At 44.6% G+C, this 18120-nt stretch carries 14 protein-coding genes; 6 read left to right on the top strand and 8 right to left on the bottom strand.

The window, feature by feature from the left end; all coding sequences use genetic code 11:
• The first annotated feature begins 256 nt into the window (after positions 1 to 256).
• A complete protein-coding gene (locus tag MD535_RS23160) occupies positions 257 to 1576 on the top strand; it encodes a BamA/TamA family outer membrane protein (protein WP_265677519.1) in 1320 nt (439 codons plus the stop codon).
• Between the two features lie 29 nt (positions 1577 to 1605).
• Here MD535_RS23160 and MD535_RS23155 read toward each other — a convergent pair whose 3' ends face one another.
• Positions 1606 to 2484, bottom strand: a complete 879-nt coding sequence (locus MD535_RS23155; protein WP_265677517.1) for a LysR substrate-binding domain-containing protein — start codon at positions 2482 to 2484, stop codon at positions 1606 to 1608.
• A 174-nt stretch (positions 2485 to 2658) separates the two neighbouring features.
• Here MD535_RS23155 and nagE point away from each other — a divergent pair, with 174 nt between their 5' ends.
• The 3 genes from nagE (at position 2659) to MD535_RS23140 (ending at position 6715) form a co-directional block, all read left to right on the top strand.
• A complete protein-coding gene (gene nagE, locus MD535_RS23150) occupies positions 2659 to 4131 on the top strand; it encodes an N-acetylglucosamine-specific PTS transporter subunit IIBC (protein ID WP_265677516.1) in 1473 nt (490 codons plus the stop codon).
• Between the two features lie 386 nt (positions 4132 to 4517).
• Entirely contained in the window at positions 4518 to 5666 is a 1149-nt protein-coding gene (yiaY, locus tag MD535_RS23145) for an L-threonine dehydrogenase (protein ID WP_265677513.1), read from the top strand.
• 191 nt (positions 5667 to 5857) lie between these two features.
• On the top strand, positions 5858 to 6715 hold the full coding sequence (locus tag MD535_RS23140; RefSeq protein ID WP_265677511.1) for a helix-turn-helix domain-containing protein: 858 nt from the start codon (positions 5858 to 5860) through the stop codon (positions 6713 to 6715).
• Positions 6716 to 6902: 187 nt separating this feature from the next.
• Here the strand turns inward: MD535_RS23140 and MD535_RS23135 are convergent, their stop codons facing one another.
• The 6 genes from MD535_RS23135 to MD535_RS23110 form a co-directional block, all read right to left on the bottom strand.
• Positions 6903 to 7649, bottom strand: coding sequence for a hypothetical protein (locus tag MD535_RS23135; protein ID WP_265677503.1), 747 nt, complete (start codon positions 7647 to 7649; stop codon positions 6903 to 6905).
• Between the two features lie 74 nt (positions 7650 to 7723).
• Positions 7724 to 8785: a linear amide C-N hydrolase gene (locus tag MD535_RS23130; protein ID WP_265677502.1), complete on the bottom strand. Its 1062-nt coding sequence runs from the start codon at positions 8783 to 8785 to the stop codon at positions 7724 to 7726.
• 172 nt (positions 8786 to 8957) lie between these two features.
• Positions 8958 to 9812 (bottom strand): AraC family transcriptional regulator, encoded by an 855-nt coding sequence (locus tag MD535_RS23125; RefSeq protein ID WP_265677501.1) that lies wholly within the window; start codon positions 9810 to 9812, stop codon positions 8958 to 8960.
• A 19-nt stretch (positions 9813 to 9831) separates the two neighbouring features.
• Positions 9832 to 10437 carry a LysE family translocator gene (locus MD535_RS23120; RefSeq protein WP_265677499.1) on the bottom strand — a complete coding sequence of 202 codons (606 nt, stop codon included), beginning with the start codon at positions 10435 to 10437 and terminating at the stop codon, positions 9832 to 9834.
• A gap of 72 nt (positions 10438 to 10509) precedes the next feature.
• Positions 10510 to 13620, bottom strand: coding sequence for an efflux RND transporter permease subunit (locus MD535_RS23115; protein WP_265677498.1), 3111 nt, complete (start codon positions 13618 to 13620; stop codon positions 10510 to 10512).
• Positions 13617 to 14768: an efflux RND transporter periplasmic adaptor subunit gene (locus MD535_RS23110; RefSeq protein ID WP_265677497.1), complete on the bottom strand. Its 1152-nt coding sequence runs from the start codon at positions 14766 to 14768 to the stop codon at positions 13617 to 13619. The genes MD535_RS23115 and MD535_RS23110 overlap by 4 nt, the downstream gene beginning before the upstream one ends.
• Before the next feature lie 254 nt (positions 14769 to 15022).
• Between MD535_RS23110 and MD535_RS23105 the strand changes: the two genes are divergently transcribed.
• Positions 15023 to 15745 carry a glycosyltransferase gene (locus MD535_RS23105; RefSeq protein WP_265677495.1) on the top strand — a complete coding sequence of 241 codons (723 nt, stop codon included), beginning with the start codon at positions 15023 to 15025 and terminating at the stop codon, positions 15743 to 15745.
• A gap of 91 nt (positions 15746 to 15836) precedes the next feature.
• The gene (locus MD535_RS23100; RefSeq protein ID WP_265677492.1) at positions 15837 to 17126 is read left to right on the top strand and encodes an LssY C-terminal domain-containing protein; all 1290 of its coding nucleotides are present in this window, start codon (positions 15837 to 15839) and stop codon (positions 17124 to 17126) included.
• Positions 17127 to 17144: 18 nt separating this feature from the next.
• Here the strand turns inward: MD535_RS23100 and MD535_RS23095 are convergent, their stop codons facing one another.
• Positions 17145 to 17495 carry a GlpM family protein gene (locus tag MD535_RS23095; protein ID WP_265677490.1) on the bottom strand — a complete coding sequence of 117 codons (351 nt, stop codon included), beginning with the start codon at positions 17493 to 17495 and terminating at the stop codon, positions 17145 to 17147.
• Positions 17496 to 18120 lie beyond the last annotated feature (625 nt).

Below are 18120 nucleotides of genomic sequence, written 5' to 3'. Positions count from 1 at the left end.
TCAGTTCTAAAACAAGTCATCCGCAAAGCCAATCACCTAAAAAATACCTCGTATCGATGACAAGTCGCCACCAGCATACCCCTTAGCTTTCGATTGAAATTCACAAATCGACCACTCGCATCACATCGATTTATAAACGCAAGACCAATAATCACGCAAAATAATCCATTGCTATTCTATCTAACCTAAAATAACGGTAGGCTATAGTCATAAAGACTAAAAATAACAAAAACAATTACAAGGAAGTGGAAGCCGCATGACAACTCGTCGTATTTTAGGTGTCATTACAGCGCTTAGCTGTACGCTCATTACACCATTGAGCCAAGCATCTACGCCTACCAGCGTAAAATCACGTGTCGACCGACTCGAAACTCCAGACCGTGTCCGCGAATCGATGATTCTTCCCTACCTGTTTAGTACAGAAACCATGGGATTAAACATTGGTGTCGGTGGGATGGTAAAAGGTTGGCATCAAGACCAAATGACCGTGGGTGGCACCGTTTTCGGTGGTGATGTCAGCCGAGCGGTCGCAGGTGGTGTCTGGAACTATATGATTCCCGGCACTGAACGAGTCTTTTTAAGTGCCTACGGCATGCTTGGGTATTACCCTAAACAAAGAGCTTACACCACCGGGCCTGATCCTTATCCTGTTGGCTCCCCTCTACCGGGCAGTAATGGTTCATCCAATACCCAATTTTTCGAAGCAGATGGGGCATCAAATTGGTTTGATATTAAAATGGAATACGTGCTGCCAATTGGTGCCAATCGAGAGCACGGCCTAGTCGACTACTCAATAAGAAATGGTCTGCTGGTATCCGAGCCCTCTGGTGGCAAAGAGTGGAACCCAATGACCAGTGGCTCAACCATTTTTGTCGCTCGCCAGTTTAATCGCTATCAATCATTTGAATTTGCTCAAGGAACCAGCGATGGCACCATCCACTCGATGGAATTTGGCATACTTTATGATAACACCGACTTTGCGCCTAACCCTTCTTTTGGTAGCCGACAATACGTCGCTACATCACACGACTGGGGCTGGTTCGACTCAAAACAGCAATGGTCATTCAACGAAGTCGATTTAAGTAAATATTTTTCATTAGGGAAATCGGATTGGGCGTCCCAACGAATTATCGCCATGAATTTTTGGACTGGGCTGTCACCCACTTGGAATGTAGAAACTGACGGCCAAGGACAACAAAGAGTCAGCGGAGGTGCACCATACAATGAAGGGGCGACACTAGGTGGATTCACGCGCATGCGTGGCTATGATAACAATCGATTCCACGACAAAGCGGTTATTTATGGTACCGCAGAATATCGCTACACCCTGGCTTACAACCCTGCTAAAGATGTTTCTTGGTTAAACTTCTTGCGTATCGACTGGATACAACTCGTTGGGTTTGTTGAAGTAGGACGTGTAGGTGCCGCGTATACCGCCAACGAACTTCTCACAGATCTGAAATACGATGCCGGGGGCTCAGTACGAGCATTGATGGCAGGGCTAGTGGTTCGAGCCGACCTTGCGAAATCACCTGAAAGCACCAACTTCTGGATCATGGTTGATCATCCGTTCTAAATATCGGCCCATTGGATTGATAGTACAGACTAGAGCTGGCTATCAATCCAATTAATAAATGTCCTCACTTTCGGTCGCTCTTCATGTCCAGACAAGCAAACAAGATCATACGTTTGATCCGTATTCATCGCAGGATAAGGGCAAACTAATTCGCCACGTTTGATATGGTCTTGTACAAAGTAGTACCTTCCCATCGCCAACCCAAGAGAGTTTAACGCACCAGTAAGATCTAACCCTCTGTGACTCACACAGTAGAATGAATTAAAAATATCGATATCATACTGATGATGCTTTGCCCAACGCTCCCACACGTTAGAGCCGAGCGCATGTAATAAGTTTACGTCTTTTAGGCCATCCACACCTCTATCAAAGAGATCCCACTGCTGGGCATATTCCGGTGTACAAACGGGGATATACCGCTCGCCGAACAAAGGCTTTACAAAGCAATCCGCTGGTTTTTGATCACCATAGTAGAACGCAATGTCCACCTGATCTTTTTGAAACTGCTGTTGCTCCTCATGCACCAAGATATTCACATTAAAATTGGGATAACGACGCTTAAAGTCTTTCAATCTCGGCACGAGCCATGAAGAAGCAAAATAAGGAGAGCTAGCCACAGTGATCTCGCCACTCATTTCCGTAGATTTAATATCTTCAATTTCACCAAAAATGGTATTCAGCGACTTCGAAAGCGTTTGATAGAATCGCGCTCCCTCGTCCGTTAATCCAAGCTTTCTTGTCCCACGAGTGAATAGATTAAAGCCAAGTGATTTCTCTAGCACTTTAATCCGATGACTGACCGCACCTTGAGTTAAATGAAGCTCTTTTGCCGCGATAGTAAAACTGAGTGTTTTCGCCGTCACATTAAACGTATGCAAATTTCTTAATAAGGTTTGCTCATTAGCCACAGTTTTTACGCCCTACTTATTAAAATTTTTAATCCATCATACTTTAGAATTAGTTTGTTTGCATCGATAAATAAGTTTCAAATAGGAGCCAGTGGATCGATAAACCTCTAATCCAAAGAGGCGCGACAAAACAACATTTTAGGTTTAACAAATTATAAAGATAATGAGGTGTGAATGAATATTCTTGGCTATATGCAAAAAGTTGGTAAAGCGCTGATGGTTCCAGTCGCTACATTGCCAGCTGCGGCGATTTTGATGGGTGTCGGCTACTGGCTAGATCCCACAGGATGGGGCGCTGACAGCGTCCTCGCCGCTTTTCTAATTAAATCAGGCTCTGCCATTATCGATAATATGGCAGTATTGTTTGCCGTCGGTGTCGCATTTGGATTAAGTCGCGACAAAAACGGCTCTGCCGCGCTCTCTGGATTCATTTGTTTCTTAGTCCTTACTACCCTTCTTTCTCCCGATACTATTCAACAGCTTAAAGGGCTTGCCGCTGATGAAGTACCTGCGGCATTTTCTAAAATAAATAACCAGTTTATTGGCATACTCGTCGGTATTGTCTCTGCCGAGATTTATAACCGCTACTCGGGTGTTACGCTGCCTAAAGCTTTAGCCTTTTTTAGTGGCAAACGCCTCGTCCCAATCTTAACGTCAGTCGCGGGCATGGTGCTGGCGTTTGTTTTACTTTATGTCTGGCCAGTCGTGTATGACGCACTTATCGTTCTAGGCGTTAAATTACAATCAATGGGAGCAATAGGCGCTGGTTTATTCGGCTTCTTCAATCGCCTAATGCTTACTGTCGGCATGCACCACGCGTTATATCCTGTTTTCTGGTTTGATGTCGTAGGCATCAACGATATTCCAAACTTCTTAGGTGGGGCTCAATCCATTGCTAATGGCACTGCAACAGTGGGTGTCACAGGTATGTATCAAGCCGGCTTCTTCCCTATTATGATGTTTGGCCTACCGGGCGCTGCTCTTGCCATTTATCACTGCGCCGACAAAAAGAACAAATCTGCGGTATTTTCAATCATGCTTGCGGCTGCAATGGCGTCGTTTTTCACAGGTATAACCGAGCCATTAGAATTCAGTTTCATGTTTTTAGCACCGGTTCTATATCTGCTACACGCGGTACTCACGGGTATCTCACTTTATATCGCGGCGTCAATGCAATGGATGGCTGGCTTTGGTTTCTCTGCAGGATTCGTGGACTTAGTTCTTTCTAGCCAAAACCCATTGGCAGTCCAATGGTATATGCTCGTTGTGCAGGGTCTCGTGTTCTTCGCTATCTACTACTGCGTATTCCGATTCGCTATCGTGAAATTCAACCTAAAAACCCCTGGTCGCGGTGAGGACATGGCGCAAGAACAACAAGCTGATGCCTCTACCGATGACGGTTTAGAAACGCTAACACAGCAGTATATTGAAGCTTTAGGTGGGTCAGACAACATTACAGAAGTCGACAACTGCATTACACGTCTACGACTGTCTGTCAAAGATTCGGCTCTTGCTGACAAAGACCGTCTCAAACAACTGGGTGCTGCTGGTGTCATTCCGATTGGAAAAAATGGCATACAAGTCATCGTTGGTCTTGGCAAAGTCGACAAAGTAGCAGAACAAATGAAAGTGGCTTTAGCTCAATAAGCTTACATTCGAGCCACCAGCCGAGCCATCTGATATAGAAAGGTGGCTCACTGCTCCTCATCGATGGAGCAGAATTCAACTCATTTCTCTCTATGCGTAAATCAACTAGACGTATAAAACATGAGAAATAGCGGTGTTATTTATCCTAGTAAAGACGTACCGCTCCCCCTAAAGCGCAGAATCGCCTAGTCACCGATTCTGCGCTTATTTTTGGGATTAACTTCACGATTTATCTTATGTATTTAATCTCGACTATTTTCGTAAAACGCGCGCTAGTTTGTGCAAAACGACTACTGCTACTCTGCAATGAATAAAACTAAGCCACTCTAAAGATCATTGAATATTTAGAAGTGCTAAAAATAATTCAACATTAAACGAGGTACAGCATGTCTAACGCTTTCTACATCCCATCTCTTAATCTCATGGGCGCAGGTTGTCTTACCGAAGCCGTCAATACTATTAAAGCGCACGGTTTTAGCAAAGCATTAGTCGTAACCGACAACGTTTTGAACAAGATCGGCGCAGTGAATAAACTCACCACGCTACTAGACAATGCCAATGTTTCAGCTGTGATCTACGACGCGACAAAGCCCAACCCAACCATTGAAAACGTTAATGATGGTTTGGCACTGTTAAAAGAGAACCAATGTGACTGTGTCATTTCATTTGGCGGCGGCTCGCCACATGATTGTGCAAAAGGCATTGCTCTACTGGCCACCAATGGTGGTGAAATCAAAGACTATGAGGGCGTTGATGTCTCGGCGAAACCACAACTGCCGCTCATTTCAATCAATACTACGGCGGGCACAGCATCAGAAATGACGCGTTTTTGCATCATTACCGATGAAGCTCGTCATATTAAAATGGCGATTGTTGATAAAAACGTCACTCCGATTGTGTCAGTTAATGATCCGGAGCTTATGCTAGCCAAACCCGCCTCATTAACCGCTGCTACAGGCATGGATGCACTAACACACGCCATTGAAGCGTATGTGTCTGTCGCAGCCACACCCGTCACCGATGCTGTGGCAATCAAAGCCATCGAAATGGTACAAGCTAACCTACGAGAAGCCGTGCGTAACGGGGACAACCTAGAAGCGCGCGACAATATGGCTTATGCGCAGTTTATGGCGGGAATGGCGTTTAACAATGCGTCACTCGGTTATGTTCACGCTATCGCCCACCAGCTAGGTGGCTTCTACGACCTACCACACGGTGTATGCAACGCGATTTTATTACCACATGTTCAAGACTACAACGCCAAAGTGGTTCCCGCTCGCTTAGCTGATGTCGCACGTGCGATGGGTGTGAACACCGCAGACATGAACGACGCACAAGCCGCAAATGCGGGGCTCGAAGCCATCCGCCAACTCTCCAAAGATGTCAACATTCCTTCTGGCTTAGAAGAGTTAGGGGTGAGTAAAGACGACTTTGATGTATTGGCTCAAAACGCTCTAAAAGATGCCTGTGGATTCACTAACCCGAAACAAGCAAGCCATGATGAGGTTGTGGCAATTCTAGCTGCAGCGTTGTAGCAATGATGACTTAACCGTGTTCACCTAATACAAAAAATGAGTTGCAGTCACTCACAAAAATGCAGGTCAATCGTTTGCCTGCATTTGTCATTTTATAAACCCTTCGCCTTTCCTATTACAGATCAATGTTACACGCCATTGTTGTGCCTAGTATATGAGCTCAGCTGAATAAAGGAGAGAGCCCATCGTCTATGCATAAAATAAGTAACTTCTGTCGAATAGACGAGCGAGAGTACGCGCTTTCTACCGGCAATATGAATGTACTCTATTATGATCTCCCAAAACACTTTCACGATGAATACCGTTCATACGATGCTCCACGGCTATGCACCATTTTAAAAGGGAGTAAGTCTGTTGTCGTTAACCAGTCGGGTAATTTTCAATATCAAAGCGATCAATCTATTTTGTTGCCACCCAACTCGACCATTTACATGACCATGCCAGAAGAAACAAAGGCACTGGTCTATGAATTCCATGAACCAATCATTGAACAAGTACGCCAGCGAGTGTCTGACACCCTCGAACTCAATGCCCCTACCTCAATTAATTCGCATCAATTCGCCATCAATCCGGTTGATCAACGCATTGAAGTTCTGCACTCAAGAATGCAAGAAATTATTCGCTCACAAGATACCAGCATAGACTTTCTCATTGATTTAACAGGTCAAGAGATGGTATTTGAATTAATGCGTAAGACGAGTTGCCAGTCCATCATAACAAATCATAACAAACACCCCATCAGTAAAGCGATACGTATTATGCGCTCATCCTCTGGGTTGCAAATGAGTTTGTCGCACATCGCTGAAGAAGTCGGCATGTCGCTGTCGAGCTTTTCACAAAAATTTAAAGCCGTCACACAAGTCAGTCCTAATCAGTACCTCACTCAACTAAGATTACAAGCGGCTTATCGAAATTTAGCGTCAATGTCTGTGACCGATGCAGCCTTTGAATCTGGGTATAATAATATTTCACATTTTATTCGCTTGTTTAAAAACGAATATGGAATGACGCCTAAACAATTTCAACAGATACGAGTGGTAATCAATTGATAATAATGGCCCTACAAAAGGGCCATTATTATATAGCTGCAAGACTCATCGTTTTAAGGTTTGACCATGATTATTATTTTTATAACCAATATTCACCCATTAATAATGACTGCTTGAATAGGAAATAACTCGTAGTAAAACAATACATTTTGATAGAACATTAAGCGTGGAGACGTCTCCAACGGCGTTAGAAATAGTAGTTCGCTTGTACCCACCCTGTCGTATCCTTACGAGAAATATCTGACTCTGCCGTATGCTCAACTTTAAATCCGACTGAAACGGAATCCGACACCATATAGCCACCACCAACTTCCACTTGCGCAACCCATTCTTTCGCTTGTTGAACATAGGTAGAGCGTGGATTGGCATACAACCAATGTCCCGCATCAAAGGCATACATACCGTACAACCCCGCTTGATAAACAGTGCTATCGAGTTTATGTTTCAAAACTCTCTCCGTCGGTTGACCATTAATTCCGATGCCAGGAGGCAAGGGTTCCTCTACGTCCACTGCGGTGCGACCCACCGACAGCATCGGAAATAATAAAATATTATCCGTTACTTGAAACTTATATATCATACCCGCAAGCGCTGTAGTACTCGCTCGGTCTCCTAATACATCAACGCTAAAGCCTAACCCATCGGTCACGTGGAAGTACCGACCACGATAATTATAATCAAGCTTATCATCTTTAGTGTTTTTATCCGCTAAGCCGAGATCTAACTGAAATATATTATCGCCTAGTCCGAGCATACCATTAATTTGAGTTGCGTCACCCGATCGTGAAACGCCTAATGTACTAAACGACGCAGTTGGATCACCATAATTCAGATTCTCTGCCGATACAGGAGAGTGATTAATTTCTGTATTTTCGGATGCAAAAGTGCCCGTCGCCATCGCGCAAAAAGCGATAGCTAAATAATGTTTGTTCATGTTAATACCTAATTAAGATAAGTCCTTTTAACTAGGTCGTCCTTGGAAAGAGGGAAATACCAAGCAGAGCCGCGCTACTTACAAGGCGTAAATGTTGCGGTACCTGAGACTTCAGCCTGCTCAACTAAATCTGCACACGAGACGGTATTAATGCTTGCTAACTCATGAAGATTAATACGAATATCACTATACGTATCCATATTACGCATCTTAAACGAGCCATTTTCTAAGTTGTAGGTATATTGTATCCACGTTGCGTAGGTCTCACCGTTAGCTGGGTCGATAATGTCTTGTGGAACAAGATTTCCTGCATCAAACGTAGACTGCAATTTTCCTTCTGTTTGCGCCCATGTTGCTTGTGGAGAAAAACGGATATGCTCAGAGTTATATAGCCCTCGCAACATCCGTTCAGGTGACGAGATCGTTGAGCCAATCTTATGACCATTTTCTAGAACGGCTAAATCGCCTATTTTCTCAGCGTTAGCATCATGGAATTGTTGCAATGGTGCGTTCGCCATGACTCGCATCTTGTCATTAACCGAACCACGGTGAACCACCATTTTGCCACCGTCATTTAATTCAAACAGGGCGATGTCACCACTTTTATCTTGTACCGAGATATGCAGACCATGTTGAGTACCATGAATTCCATCCGCCCACGCAAACTGGAATTCGTTAGCGTTAAATGCTGACACCGCTTCTTGCACCGTTTTAAAATTCTGTGCCATGAACGCTGCTGCATCTCCCCAGTTGACCGCAGGTGCACCTGTGTCTTTATAGTCCTTGATGAAGGCTTGCGAGTCGTAAAGATAGAGTGTTGATGCTGAAAGCCCTTCACTGTTGATCGCTTCACCTGACGTATCTACAAATACTTCACGTTCTTCCAAATTTAACGTAGGATATTTGACCGTCCAAGATGCAGAGTTACCGTAGGAAGGTACTGCCTTAGTGGTCACCGCGGTACCAACTGGTGTGACAATTGCGACTGTGCCTAGTTTTTCACCCCAATCCAACGTTCTAACTTGTGAGACACCATAAGGTGTATCAAGCGTCATACGAGAACAAGCCTTCGCCGTGGTCGTCATAATAGTGGTTGTCGCCGCAGCTAACGCAAGTACGATAATCTTTTTTTTCATGGATATTCCCCTAGTTAATAAGCAAATTATGACATTGTCACAATCAACGGACAGGGGAATGTTAGTCGCAATAACAAGATACATCAAAGCGAGTATTATTCGAAAAACATATAGTTCTAAGGTCTAAAAATTTGATAGCTGCGCGGAGCCGTTACCCTAAGCTAACGTCCGTTTAACTCACTTGCTTATAAACGTTAGCAACGTAATCAAGGGGAGTCGCCGCGACGATTTTTTTAAAATTGCGATGAAAATGGCTTTGGTCGCTAAACCCAAGATCGATCGCCACATGCGCGATCGACTGTCCCTGTTTTAGGCGAGATTTTGCTTCATTCACTCTTGATACCATCTGCATCGCGTATGGCGTTACACCGTATTCCGAACGAAATGCATGGATAAAGTAGTATTCACTCAATCCAACATGCTCTGCCATCTCGCGAACCGAAACACTCTTATCGTAGCGACTCTGAATGAAACGTAGCGCATTCGTCAACTTACCTTTTACGTTCTTTTCATGAATCACTTGGACGCCACTGCGCTGAAATAGCTCAGCAAAGAACGCGATACTCTCTTGCTCCAACGCTTCTTTAGAGTCTTCATTAAGCAACGTCTCAGCTAAAGATTGAAACTGTGAAAATACCACTTTATCGGTTAAATGTGGCTGAGCGAGGGGTACAAAGTCCTTGCCATCAGAGCCATTCAGCTTCGCTTGAAGTGATGCTAACCATGTAGGGCAAACAAACAGCATTTTATAACTCCAAGAATCACTAGATTTGGGGTTGCATGCATGCACTTCTAGCGGGTTAACGATAACCGTTGACCCACTAGAGATCGATATTTCCCGATCGTTGATAGTAAAAATGCTCTTACCATCATCGACCACGCCCACTGAAAATTCCTGATGTGTATGTTTTTGATAGCATGCGGATGAATCTGTCGAGATCCTCATCTCCATAGGAAAATAGGCGGAACGAACAAACATAGGCCGAGCACTCACTTGGGAGTTAAGTTTCGATTCTGACTTAGGCATACCTATTCCATCCTTGGCGTTATGCAGAAATAATAAGGGTATAGACTACGACAGTTGCCAATAATCCACCCATTAATTGATTAAATCTTCGATGATGATCGGGATTTTGTAATACACGTTTTAGCAGCGTACCAAACACAGCCCAGGTTGAGATAGAGCAATAGCAAACTAGAAAAAATAACCCACAAAACGCCAACAATTGGCTATATTCCAGCGCTCCCTCTCCTATAAATAACGCGATCGCGGATAAAGAAACAATCCAAGCCTTTGGGTTTAAACCCTGACACATTGCGCCTTGCAGGAACGTTGGCGCAGCTAGGTGATCAACAAAACCATTATCGGATATCTCTGAGTAGGCGACTTTATAAGACAAATAGAGAAGAAATGCGCTTCCAGAATAACTCAGAATAGATAAGCCCCCAGGCACGGTCTGTATAAACCCCGATAACCCTAATCCAGATAAGAATAACAGTGCGACAAAACCGCTTGTCGCCCCCAGTATATGAGGGACCGATTTGATGTATCCGTGATTCGCCCCTGACACCGTGGCTAAGATATTCACAGGGCCGGGTGAAATAGAAGTGACCAAAGCAAATGTTGCCATGGCCAAATAAGTGGTATTCATGTGTGTCCTCGCTGACTCATTTTCCTAATAGTAAGCGAGGCTCCCTCATCTAGATTGTACGATATTGCTGTCTTACTCGTTTTGTAAGGGGAAATAAACCCGCTTTAGCTTGGTGAACAAGCGCCCGATATCTTCCAACATGACATAAAGACATGGCACCAAAATCAACGTCACTATGGTAGCGTACATAACAGCAAAACCTAGCGCCACGGCCATTGGTTTGACAAATGCCGCCTGTAAGCTGGTCTCAAACATAATGGGCAATACACCAAAGAAGGTTGTAATCGAAGTCAAGGTTATTGCTCTAAATCGAGCACAGCCCGCCTCCACTACCGCCTGCTTGGCGCAGTGGCAACGCGATTTTATTTGGTTGACATAATCCGTCATTACCAAAGAATCATTAATCACTACCCCAGCCGCCGCTATCAGTCCAAAGGTCGACATCATGCTCATATCAAGACCGTAAAAATAATGGCCCCAAATGGCCCCCGTTAAACTAAACGGAATGACTGACATAATAATAAATGGCTGTGAATAACTCTTCAGTGGGATCGCCAGCAGCATATAAACCGTAATCATACCGGCAATGAAAAAGACGATCTGCTCTGCCTTTTGCTTTTGCTGTTCCTCGATCGTTCCCCCTAACTCTGTTACGACTTGCGGATACTGAGCTTTCATATCAGGCAGCACATTCTCTTCAATATTCCTAACCGCCTTGTCCGGTTCAATCTGAGCCTCATCAATAGAGCCATAGACATATACGGTTCGATAGCCATTCTCTCGGCGAATTTGGTTAATACCAGGCTTACTATCAATATTCACCACATCTCCTAACATGACCTTTTTTCCAGACGGGGTCGTAATCAGTGCATAGCGCAGTGATGAAAAGGCTTCACGGGTCAACTTAGGGTAACGCACCATAACCCGTACTTCTTCGGTGTTTCGTAATACCCTCTGCGCCTCCCCGCCATAAAAACTGCCACCGACTTGCGCCGCAATACTGGCGAGATCAAGTCCAAGATCGTACGCAACCGGCTTTAAAGAAAGTTGAACTTCTCGGCTGCCCGTATCCATCGAAGAACTAATATCATACAAACCCGTTTGTTGCTGAAGTTCGGCAATCAGTGCTCGACCCGCAGCATTAAGCGTCTCCATATCGGGCCCATAAAGTAGATAACCAAATTCATCTCCTCCCTCGCCGCCAGCAACATTGTCATTAATCACTATCGATTTTAGTCCTACGATGGTTGGCATTTTTTCTCGCCATCGCTTCGATAGTTCAAACGCATCCACCGGACGAATAGCTTCATCAACCAAAGGCATAATAATCATACCTTTTGTGCGACTGGTATTAATGGTCATCATATCCCGCACTGCTCGTTGGCCATACTCTTGCTCTATCTCGTCATTCACTTCTTGAACGATACGTTCAAGCGTTAATAACGCATCAATAGTCTGCTCATCCGAAGCATTACTGTTCATTTCAATAGTGATCATAGGAAAGTCAGACGGGACTTTAGGACTCGGGATCATACGTACATGCCCTGCCGTTAGCATCGCCGCACTGACCACAAGCACAGCGATAAATGCCATCACTACAGACCATCGCCACTCCACACACCAAGACACCGTTCGTTTGTAGGGACCATTAACAAACTCAAAGAAACGGCGATTGAAACGGGCGCGAACACTGTTTTCTTTGACGGGGGTAAACTTAGTGTGCGCCAAATGCGCAGGTAAGATCAGCTTTGACTCAATCAAACTGAAAATCAGACAGAAGATAACCACCACAGATAAACCATAGAAGAATGCTTTTTCCGGTCCCGTTGAAAACAAAAATGGCACAAACACCGCAATCGTGGTCAGTACACCAAACGTGGCTGGAGTCGCGACTTTTTGGGCGCCACGAACGACATTCGTCACGCCACCGCCGCTGGTTTCCACTTCGGTATAGACACTTTCTCCAATAACAATGGCGTCATCAACAACGATCCCTAACACCATAATAAAGGCAAATAATGTAATGATATTAATGCTGACATCAAACAAAGGCATCAGCATCACGGCGCCAAGAAAACACACGGGTAGTCCTATCATGACCCACATCGCCAACCGGAATCGTAAAAATATCGTCAACAATATTGCGACAAGTACCGCCCCTTGGAGCAAGTTTTTCAACATCATGTCCAAACGAGCGTTAAGGTAATACGTCATATCCATTAAGGTATGCAATTGAATACCATGAGGTAGCGTTTCATTCTTAGCATCGATATAACGTTTTACGGTTTCAGCAACAGGCACCATATTCTGCGTTTTCGTCGCTTTGACCGTTAGGTAAATACCATTTTCTCCCGAGTATTTGAAATAGTGCTGCCCTTCGGTAAAAGCGTCTTTAATGTCGGCAATATCCCCAAGAAGAACTTTTGAGCCATTTGCCCCCACTTTTACAGGGATCTGTCTAAATTCAAACCCGTTGTAATACTGATTCTCTATTCGTATCGACACCAAACCTGTGCTGGTACGCACCTGACCCGCTGAAAAGTTAGCCGAGTATTTTTGAATCGCTTTGACTACATCGTCCAAAGTCAGATCATAAGTACGAAGTTCATCTGGGTGGATCTCAATACCAATTTCATCGGGTGGCGAGCTCACTTCAACCAACGACACATCACCGAGTTGTAATAACTCCTTTTCTATTTGCAGTGCCATCGTTTTAAGTTCAGGCAACGAGGTGTTACCCGACAACACCATGCCAATAACATCTTGCTTAAACTCTATCTGGGTGACTTTAATCGGCTCCATTGCGTTGGGAAAGCTCGCAATACCATCCACTCGCTGCTTAACCTTATCAAGCACCTCCATCAAGTTAGCTTTGGTGTCTATTTCCAATGTCACCATACCGCCTCCGCGGTAGGCATCGGTGACGGCTTTCTTTATTTCCGTGACGTCCTTCAGCGATTCTTCGACTTTAATCAGAATACTTTCTTCTATCTCCTGAGCTGAGACACCCGGATACGAAGCGCTGACTTGAATATAGTTAATTTCAAAGTTAGGGAACATTTGTCGCTGAATTAGAAAGTAACTCACCGTTCCCATAATCAAAATAAAGCCCATTAACAGATTGGCCGCGACCGAGTTTCTCGCAAACAGAGCGATAATTCCTCGCTGAACATTGTTGCTCATTGAGTCTCTCCCGCTGCGTTTCCATTATCTGCACGTATGACTTGCATACCAATTTGGGGAAACTCTGGCACCGTTAACACGAGTACATCGCCCTTGTTAAGCCCAGAGTCAATGTAAAAGCTCGATTTTTCTTCACGAAGGACGTGAACGGGCTTAGGGATCAGGCGATCATCAGGATCGACTAACCACACTCGATCATCACTGACCAACTCTTGAGGAATCGCATATAAGTCAGCCACGGTTTTGCCGAAGAAACGCACTTCAACGTAGGAACCAAAAGGCAATGGTGAGAGTTGTGACTTAAGGCCATAAGGGTCTTCTACTCGTATCACCATAGTAACCATGCGAGTCGCGCTGTCTACTACGCCGAGATCCCTCATCACCTGCCCTTCTCGAGTCGTTTCAAGTCGTCCTTTGGCAATAATGTTCGCTTTGGTACCGATAATATTTTTAGGCAAGAAAGGGGCATCAAAACCAGCAATTGGCACCATGATTTCCGCCGTCTCGATATTATTGATTTCTGCGACTTGTGTGCCAGCGGTAATATACTGTCCAACGCCAATATTTCTCGACACAACAAGGGCATCATAAGGGGATTCGATGTCACAATTGGCCAAATCTCGCTTGGCTCGCTTCAACCCTGCTTGCGCTGATTTTACTCGAGCTTCTGCACTCAGAACTTGAGGAATACGCAGATAAAGATCAGACACTTGTGTATTGGCGATGTTCTTAGCTTGCTGCTGCGCGACTTTTGCTTTCGCTCGCTCTTCAATCAAAGCGGCCTGTGACTGCGCCAATTCCGCTTCAGCCTGCAATACCGCGGCCTCATAGTTGTCTTTTTCTATGGTAAATAGGACCTCACCACGCTTGACGACGCCGCCCGCTACAAAGCTTGGGTGCCAACTGACCACCTCTCCAGACACCTGTGTTGCTAACGCTGTGCGTTCAAGTGGTACGACTTCGCCAAAACTCGAAATCAAAACCTTATGCGATTTAGGTTCCAGCACTTGCGTTTTAACCGTCACTATCGTTTCCAACGATTTTTGCGGTTCTATTTCTGGCTTTGTTTTCTCAACTACGCCATAACCCACTGCCGCTAAACCGACAATAAATATTGGTACTAACCACTTCAAGCTTCGCTTAAACATAAACACCGGTGTCCTTATCCATTAAATCCTCTGTTCCCATTGTACGTAAAACTATCGTCAGAAACTGTAATGAATTATCACAATAATAAACCTTATCCCGACATCACATATTTTCCAACGTTACGCGCTTCATGAATGCAATATGAATTTCCCCCTCAGCATTGATTAACCTTACTGATATTACTATTTCGTCATCAACTGAATTGATATCAGCAGTATTAATAATTACCACAACACGGAATAGGGACCAGGATATGAAACCAATTAGCATCGTCATCATTACGCTAAACGAAGAAAAACGCATCGCTAAACTTCTCGGTGATTTATCAAAGCAAACATATCAACAATTCGAAGTCATCCTTGTCGATTCAGACAGCGATGACCTCACCACAAAAGTGGCTGAAAAATTTCGACCAGCATTGCCATCCCTAACGGTGCATACCATGACAGAACGTGGCGTCAGTCGCGGGCGCAACACCGGCGCGAGACTTGCCAATCATGAAAGGCTTTTGTTCCTTGATGCCGATGTTAGGCTCGATAAGCAGTTTTTAGACAAAGCAATCACCAAACTACACAGTGAAAAACTCGAAGTCGCCGGAGTGTATATGGGCGCTCAACGACTAAGTTGGGGCTACAAATCTGGCTACGCGCTATTTAACGCTGGTCTATTTGCCACTCAATACTTCTTCCCGACCGCAGTTGGCGCCTGCATTTTCTCGACTCAACGAGCCCATAAGGAAATCGGTGGATTTGATGAGGCCATCATTCTTTGTGAAGACTGCCACTACGTTAAAAAGGCGGCAAAGACATGGCGTTTCCGCTTCCTCCCACTGACTTTTCAATTCGATCCTCGTCGCTTAGAACAAGACGGTTTATTCACCATGGGCCTCACTTACCTGAAGGCGAACGTGCGACGCTTTTTGTTTGGTGAAATGCGCAACAACGAAATGAAATACCAATTTGGACATTACCAGTAACGGCCCTATCGATGATGCCAACCGCTGATACCAAACTACTGATACCAACCGCAGATCACCACCGTTGCTTATAAGGATGTAACCAGTACCTATGTTTGAAACTTTTGGCTTATTTCTAGGATCTTTACTCGACGCCACTATTGGTCCTAATTTATTTGTTCCTGGCGAACCTTTTATGATTGCAGCGGGCTATCAGCTCTACAGTGGTGGGTATCTTGCGGTGCTAGCAGTATTGCTTGGCGGTTTACTGGGAGATCAACTGAGCTATTTTATTGGTCGCCAATATGGATTTAGCGTCCAGCAAAGGCTGCTTGCATGGCAGCCAAAGGTTCGACGACCACTTGCACGGTGTCGCTTAATGATGAAACGAAATACGTTGTTAATTTTAGCATTTTCAAGATTACTTGGTCCTGTCGCATGGGTCGTCCCTTTTATGGCCGGATCGAATCATATTGAATGGCGAAAGTTCTCACTCTACGCCTCCATAGGCTTATTATTGGGCATCGGGCAATTTGTTGTTTGGGGTTACCTATTAGCGGCTGGCATCGACAATATTCCAATACTTGCCGAAGTCAGCGGGTTTCTGTCTGAGCACAAATACACGTTAGGTGTCGCTCTCTTAACGATTGTGATGACCTATGTGGGTTTTAAAAAACAATGGCGATACCTTGGGTTCAAAGTGTTAAGCGGATTTCTTATTGGAATGTTGACCCTCAACTACTCCCATTTCTTTTGGTTTAGCGACGATGCTGTCTCCCCACTCTCAACGACTAGCATCCCTGAGACGGTCACCCTGGATAAACTTAACTACAAAGTCTTTGCTGGCCGGTCTTCCATTTATCCGGCTCAAGCAGTAAACATTATTTATTTCGGAGCGTCTCCTACCCCACTAATGCAAACACTTGGGTGGATACAAAATAAAACTTTCTCTCGCAGCGAGCTAGAGTTTTGGGACTACATCAACCTGCTTCAAGGTAAAACGCCCCCGGTATCAGATCTGATATGGAACGGAGAACCTCAGCACTTGGCATTCCAACTACCCGGTACCTTAACACAACGCTCGCACATTCGGTGGTGGAATGCGGGCGTTGACGCTGATACGAATCAGCCTATCTGGGTTGGTGCGCTTAGCTTTGACAACGGTTTGACCATCACACCTTACGGTGGAATTGTTACGATTCTTCATAGTATTTCACCCGATGTCGACAGTGAACGAGACAAACTCAAAGCTCATGTGCTCAAAAGTAATGTTAAATGGCACGCAGAAAACATCCCCCTAGCGAGTGCGATCGCAATAGATAACCGCCATGACTATTTCACCGATGGAGATATTTTAGTTGTATCGCCAAGTGAAGCACTGCATACAACTAAAGATTATTAACGCGTGATACCCCTCGAGCTATACCGCCGGAATCATAGTTCGGCTCCATACCGCCAGTAGCAAGGACGCACAGACGGCCCAAACCAATACCGCAGACACGAGCGTTGTCGTCAGACTGAAGAAATAGCTGAAGTGATAGACAGCAATTAGGTAAGCGGCATAAGGAAGTAATGAGTACAAACCAAACAACGCGGTACTGCGCAATGCTTCCATATTTCGCTCGCTGGCCACAATGTAATGGGCAATAAGAGCAAAACTAGGAAAAAGCGGTACTAATCCGGCAATAAAAAAACTCTTACTTTTGGAAAGAATAGCTATCAGCAAGACTGCCATTGCACCAATCAGGCATTTAAAAAACAAAGATAACACGAGCAAGGTTCCTTTACCGTCGTCAAAATTAGGAAGAAAGAATACGATCAGCGCTATATGTTTTAGAGCGCTATATTTTGTAGAGTACTATCCGTTTTAGGGCACTATCCGTATTTGGGCACTATCCGATTTAGCGTAGTCATGATGAGAACAGGAGACGAGAGATATGTAACGCTTGTTTCTCGTCATATGAGAAACAAGCGAAATAGGTCACGGATACGCGTTAGAAACGAATATACGTTAGAAGTAAATATACGTTAAAAGCGAAGAGGCTCGTCATATTATTACTTGAAGGCTAGGCGTCTAGCTCAGTCTTATTTTTGAATTCGTCATACCAACGAACAAATCGTTGCGCGTGACGCTTTTTCCACCATGGTTTAGTGGGTTCGGTTCGTTGCATCATTTACCCTTATAAGTTACCAACAGGTTCTTCACCTTTCATCCCGATATAGTTTTTGTTTAGCAGGTTATTGGTGGTAAACATGCCCAAAAATCGACGTTTCATCTATTTCCCTTTGTTATTAAGCCCTATATCGCATGACCTTTTACCCGATTTGTTTGGTAGTGAGAAACGAGGTCATCTTGGGCAGCGAGGGCCCCTTCAACACGCTGCTCAAAGTTATCC

The sequence above is a fragment of the Vibrio qingdaonensis genome (assembly GCF_026191675.1).
GTDB lineage: Bacteria > Pseudomonadota > Gammaproteobacteria > Enterobacterales > Vibrionaceae > Vibrio > Vibrio qingdaonensis.
This window is presented reverse-complemented; position numbering and strand designations above follow the sequence as displayed.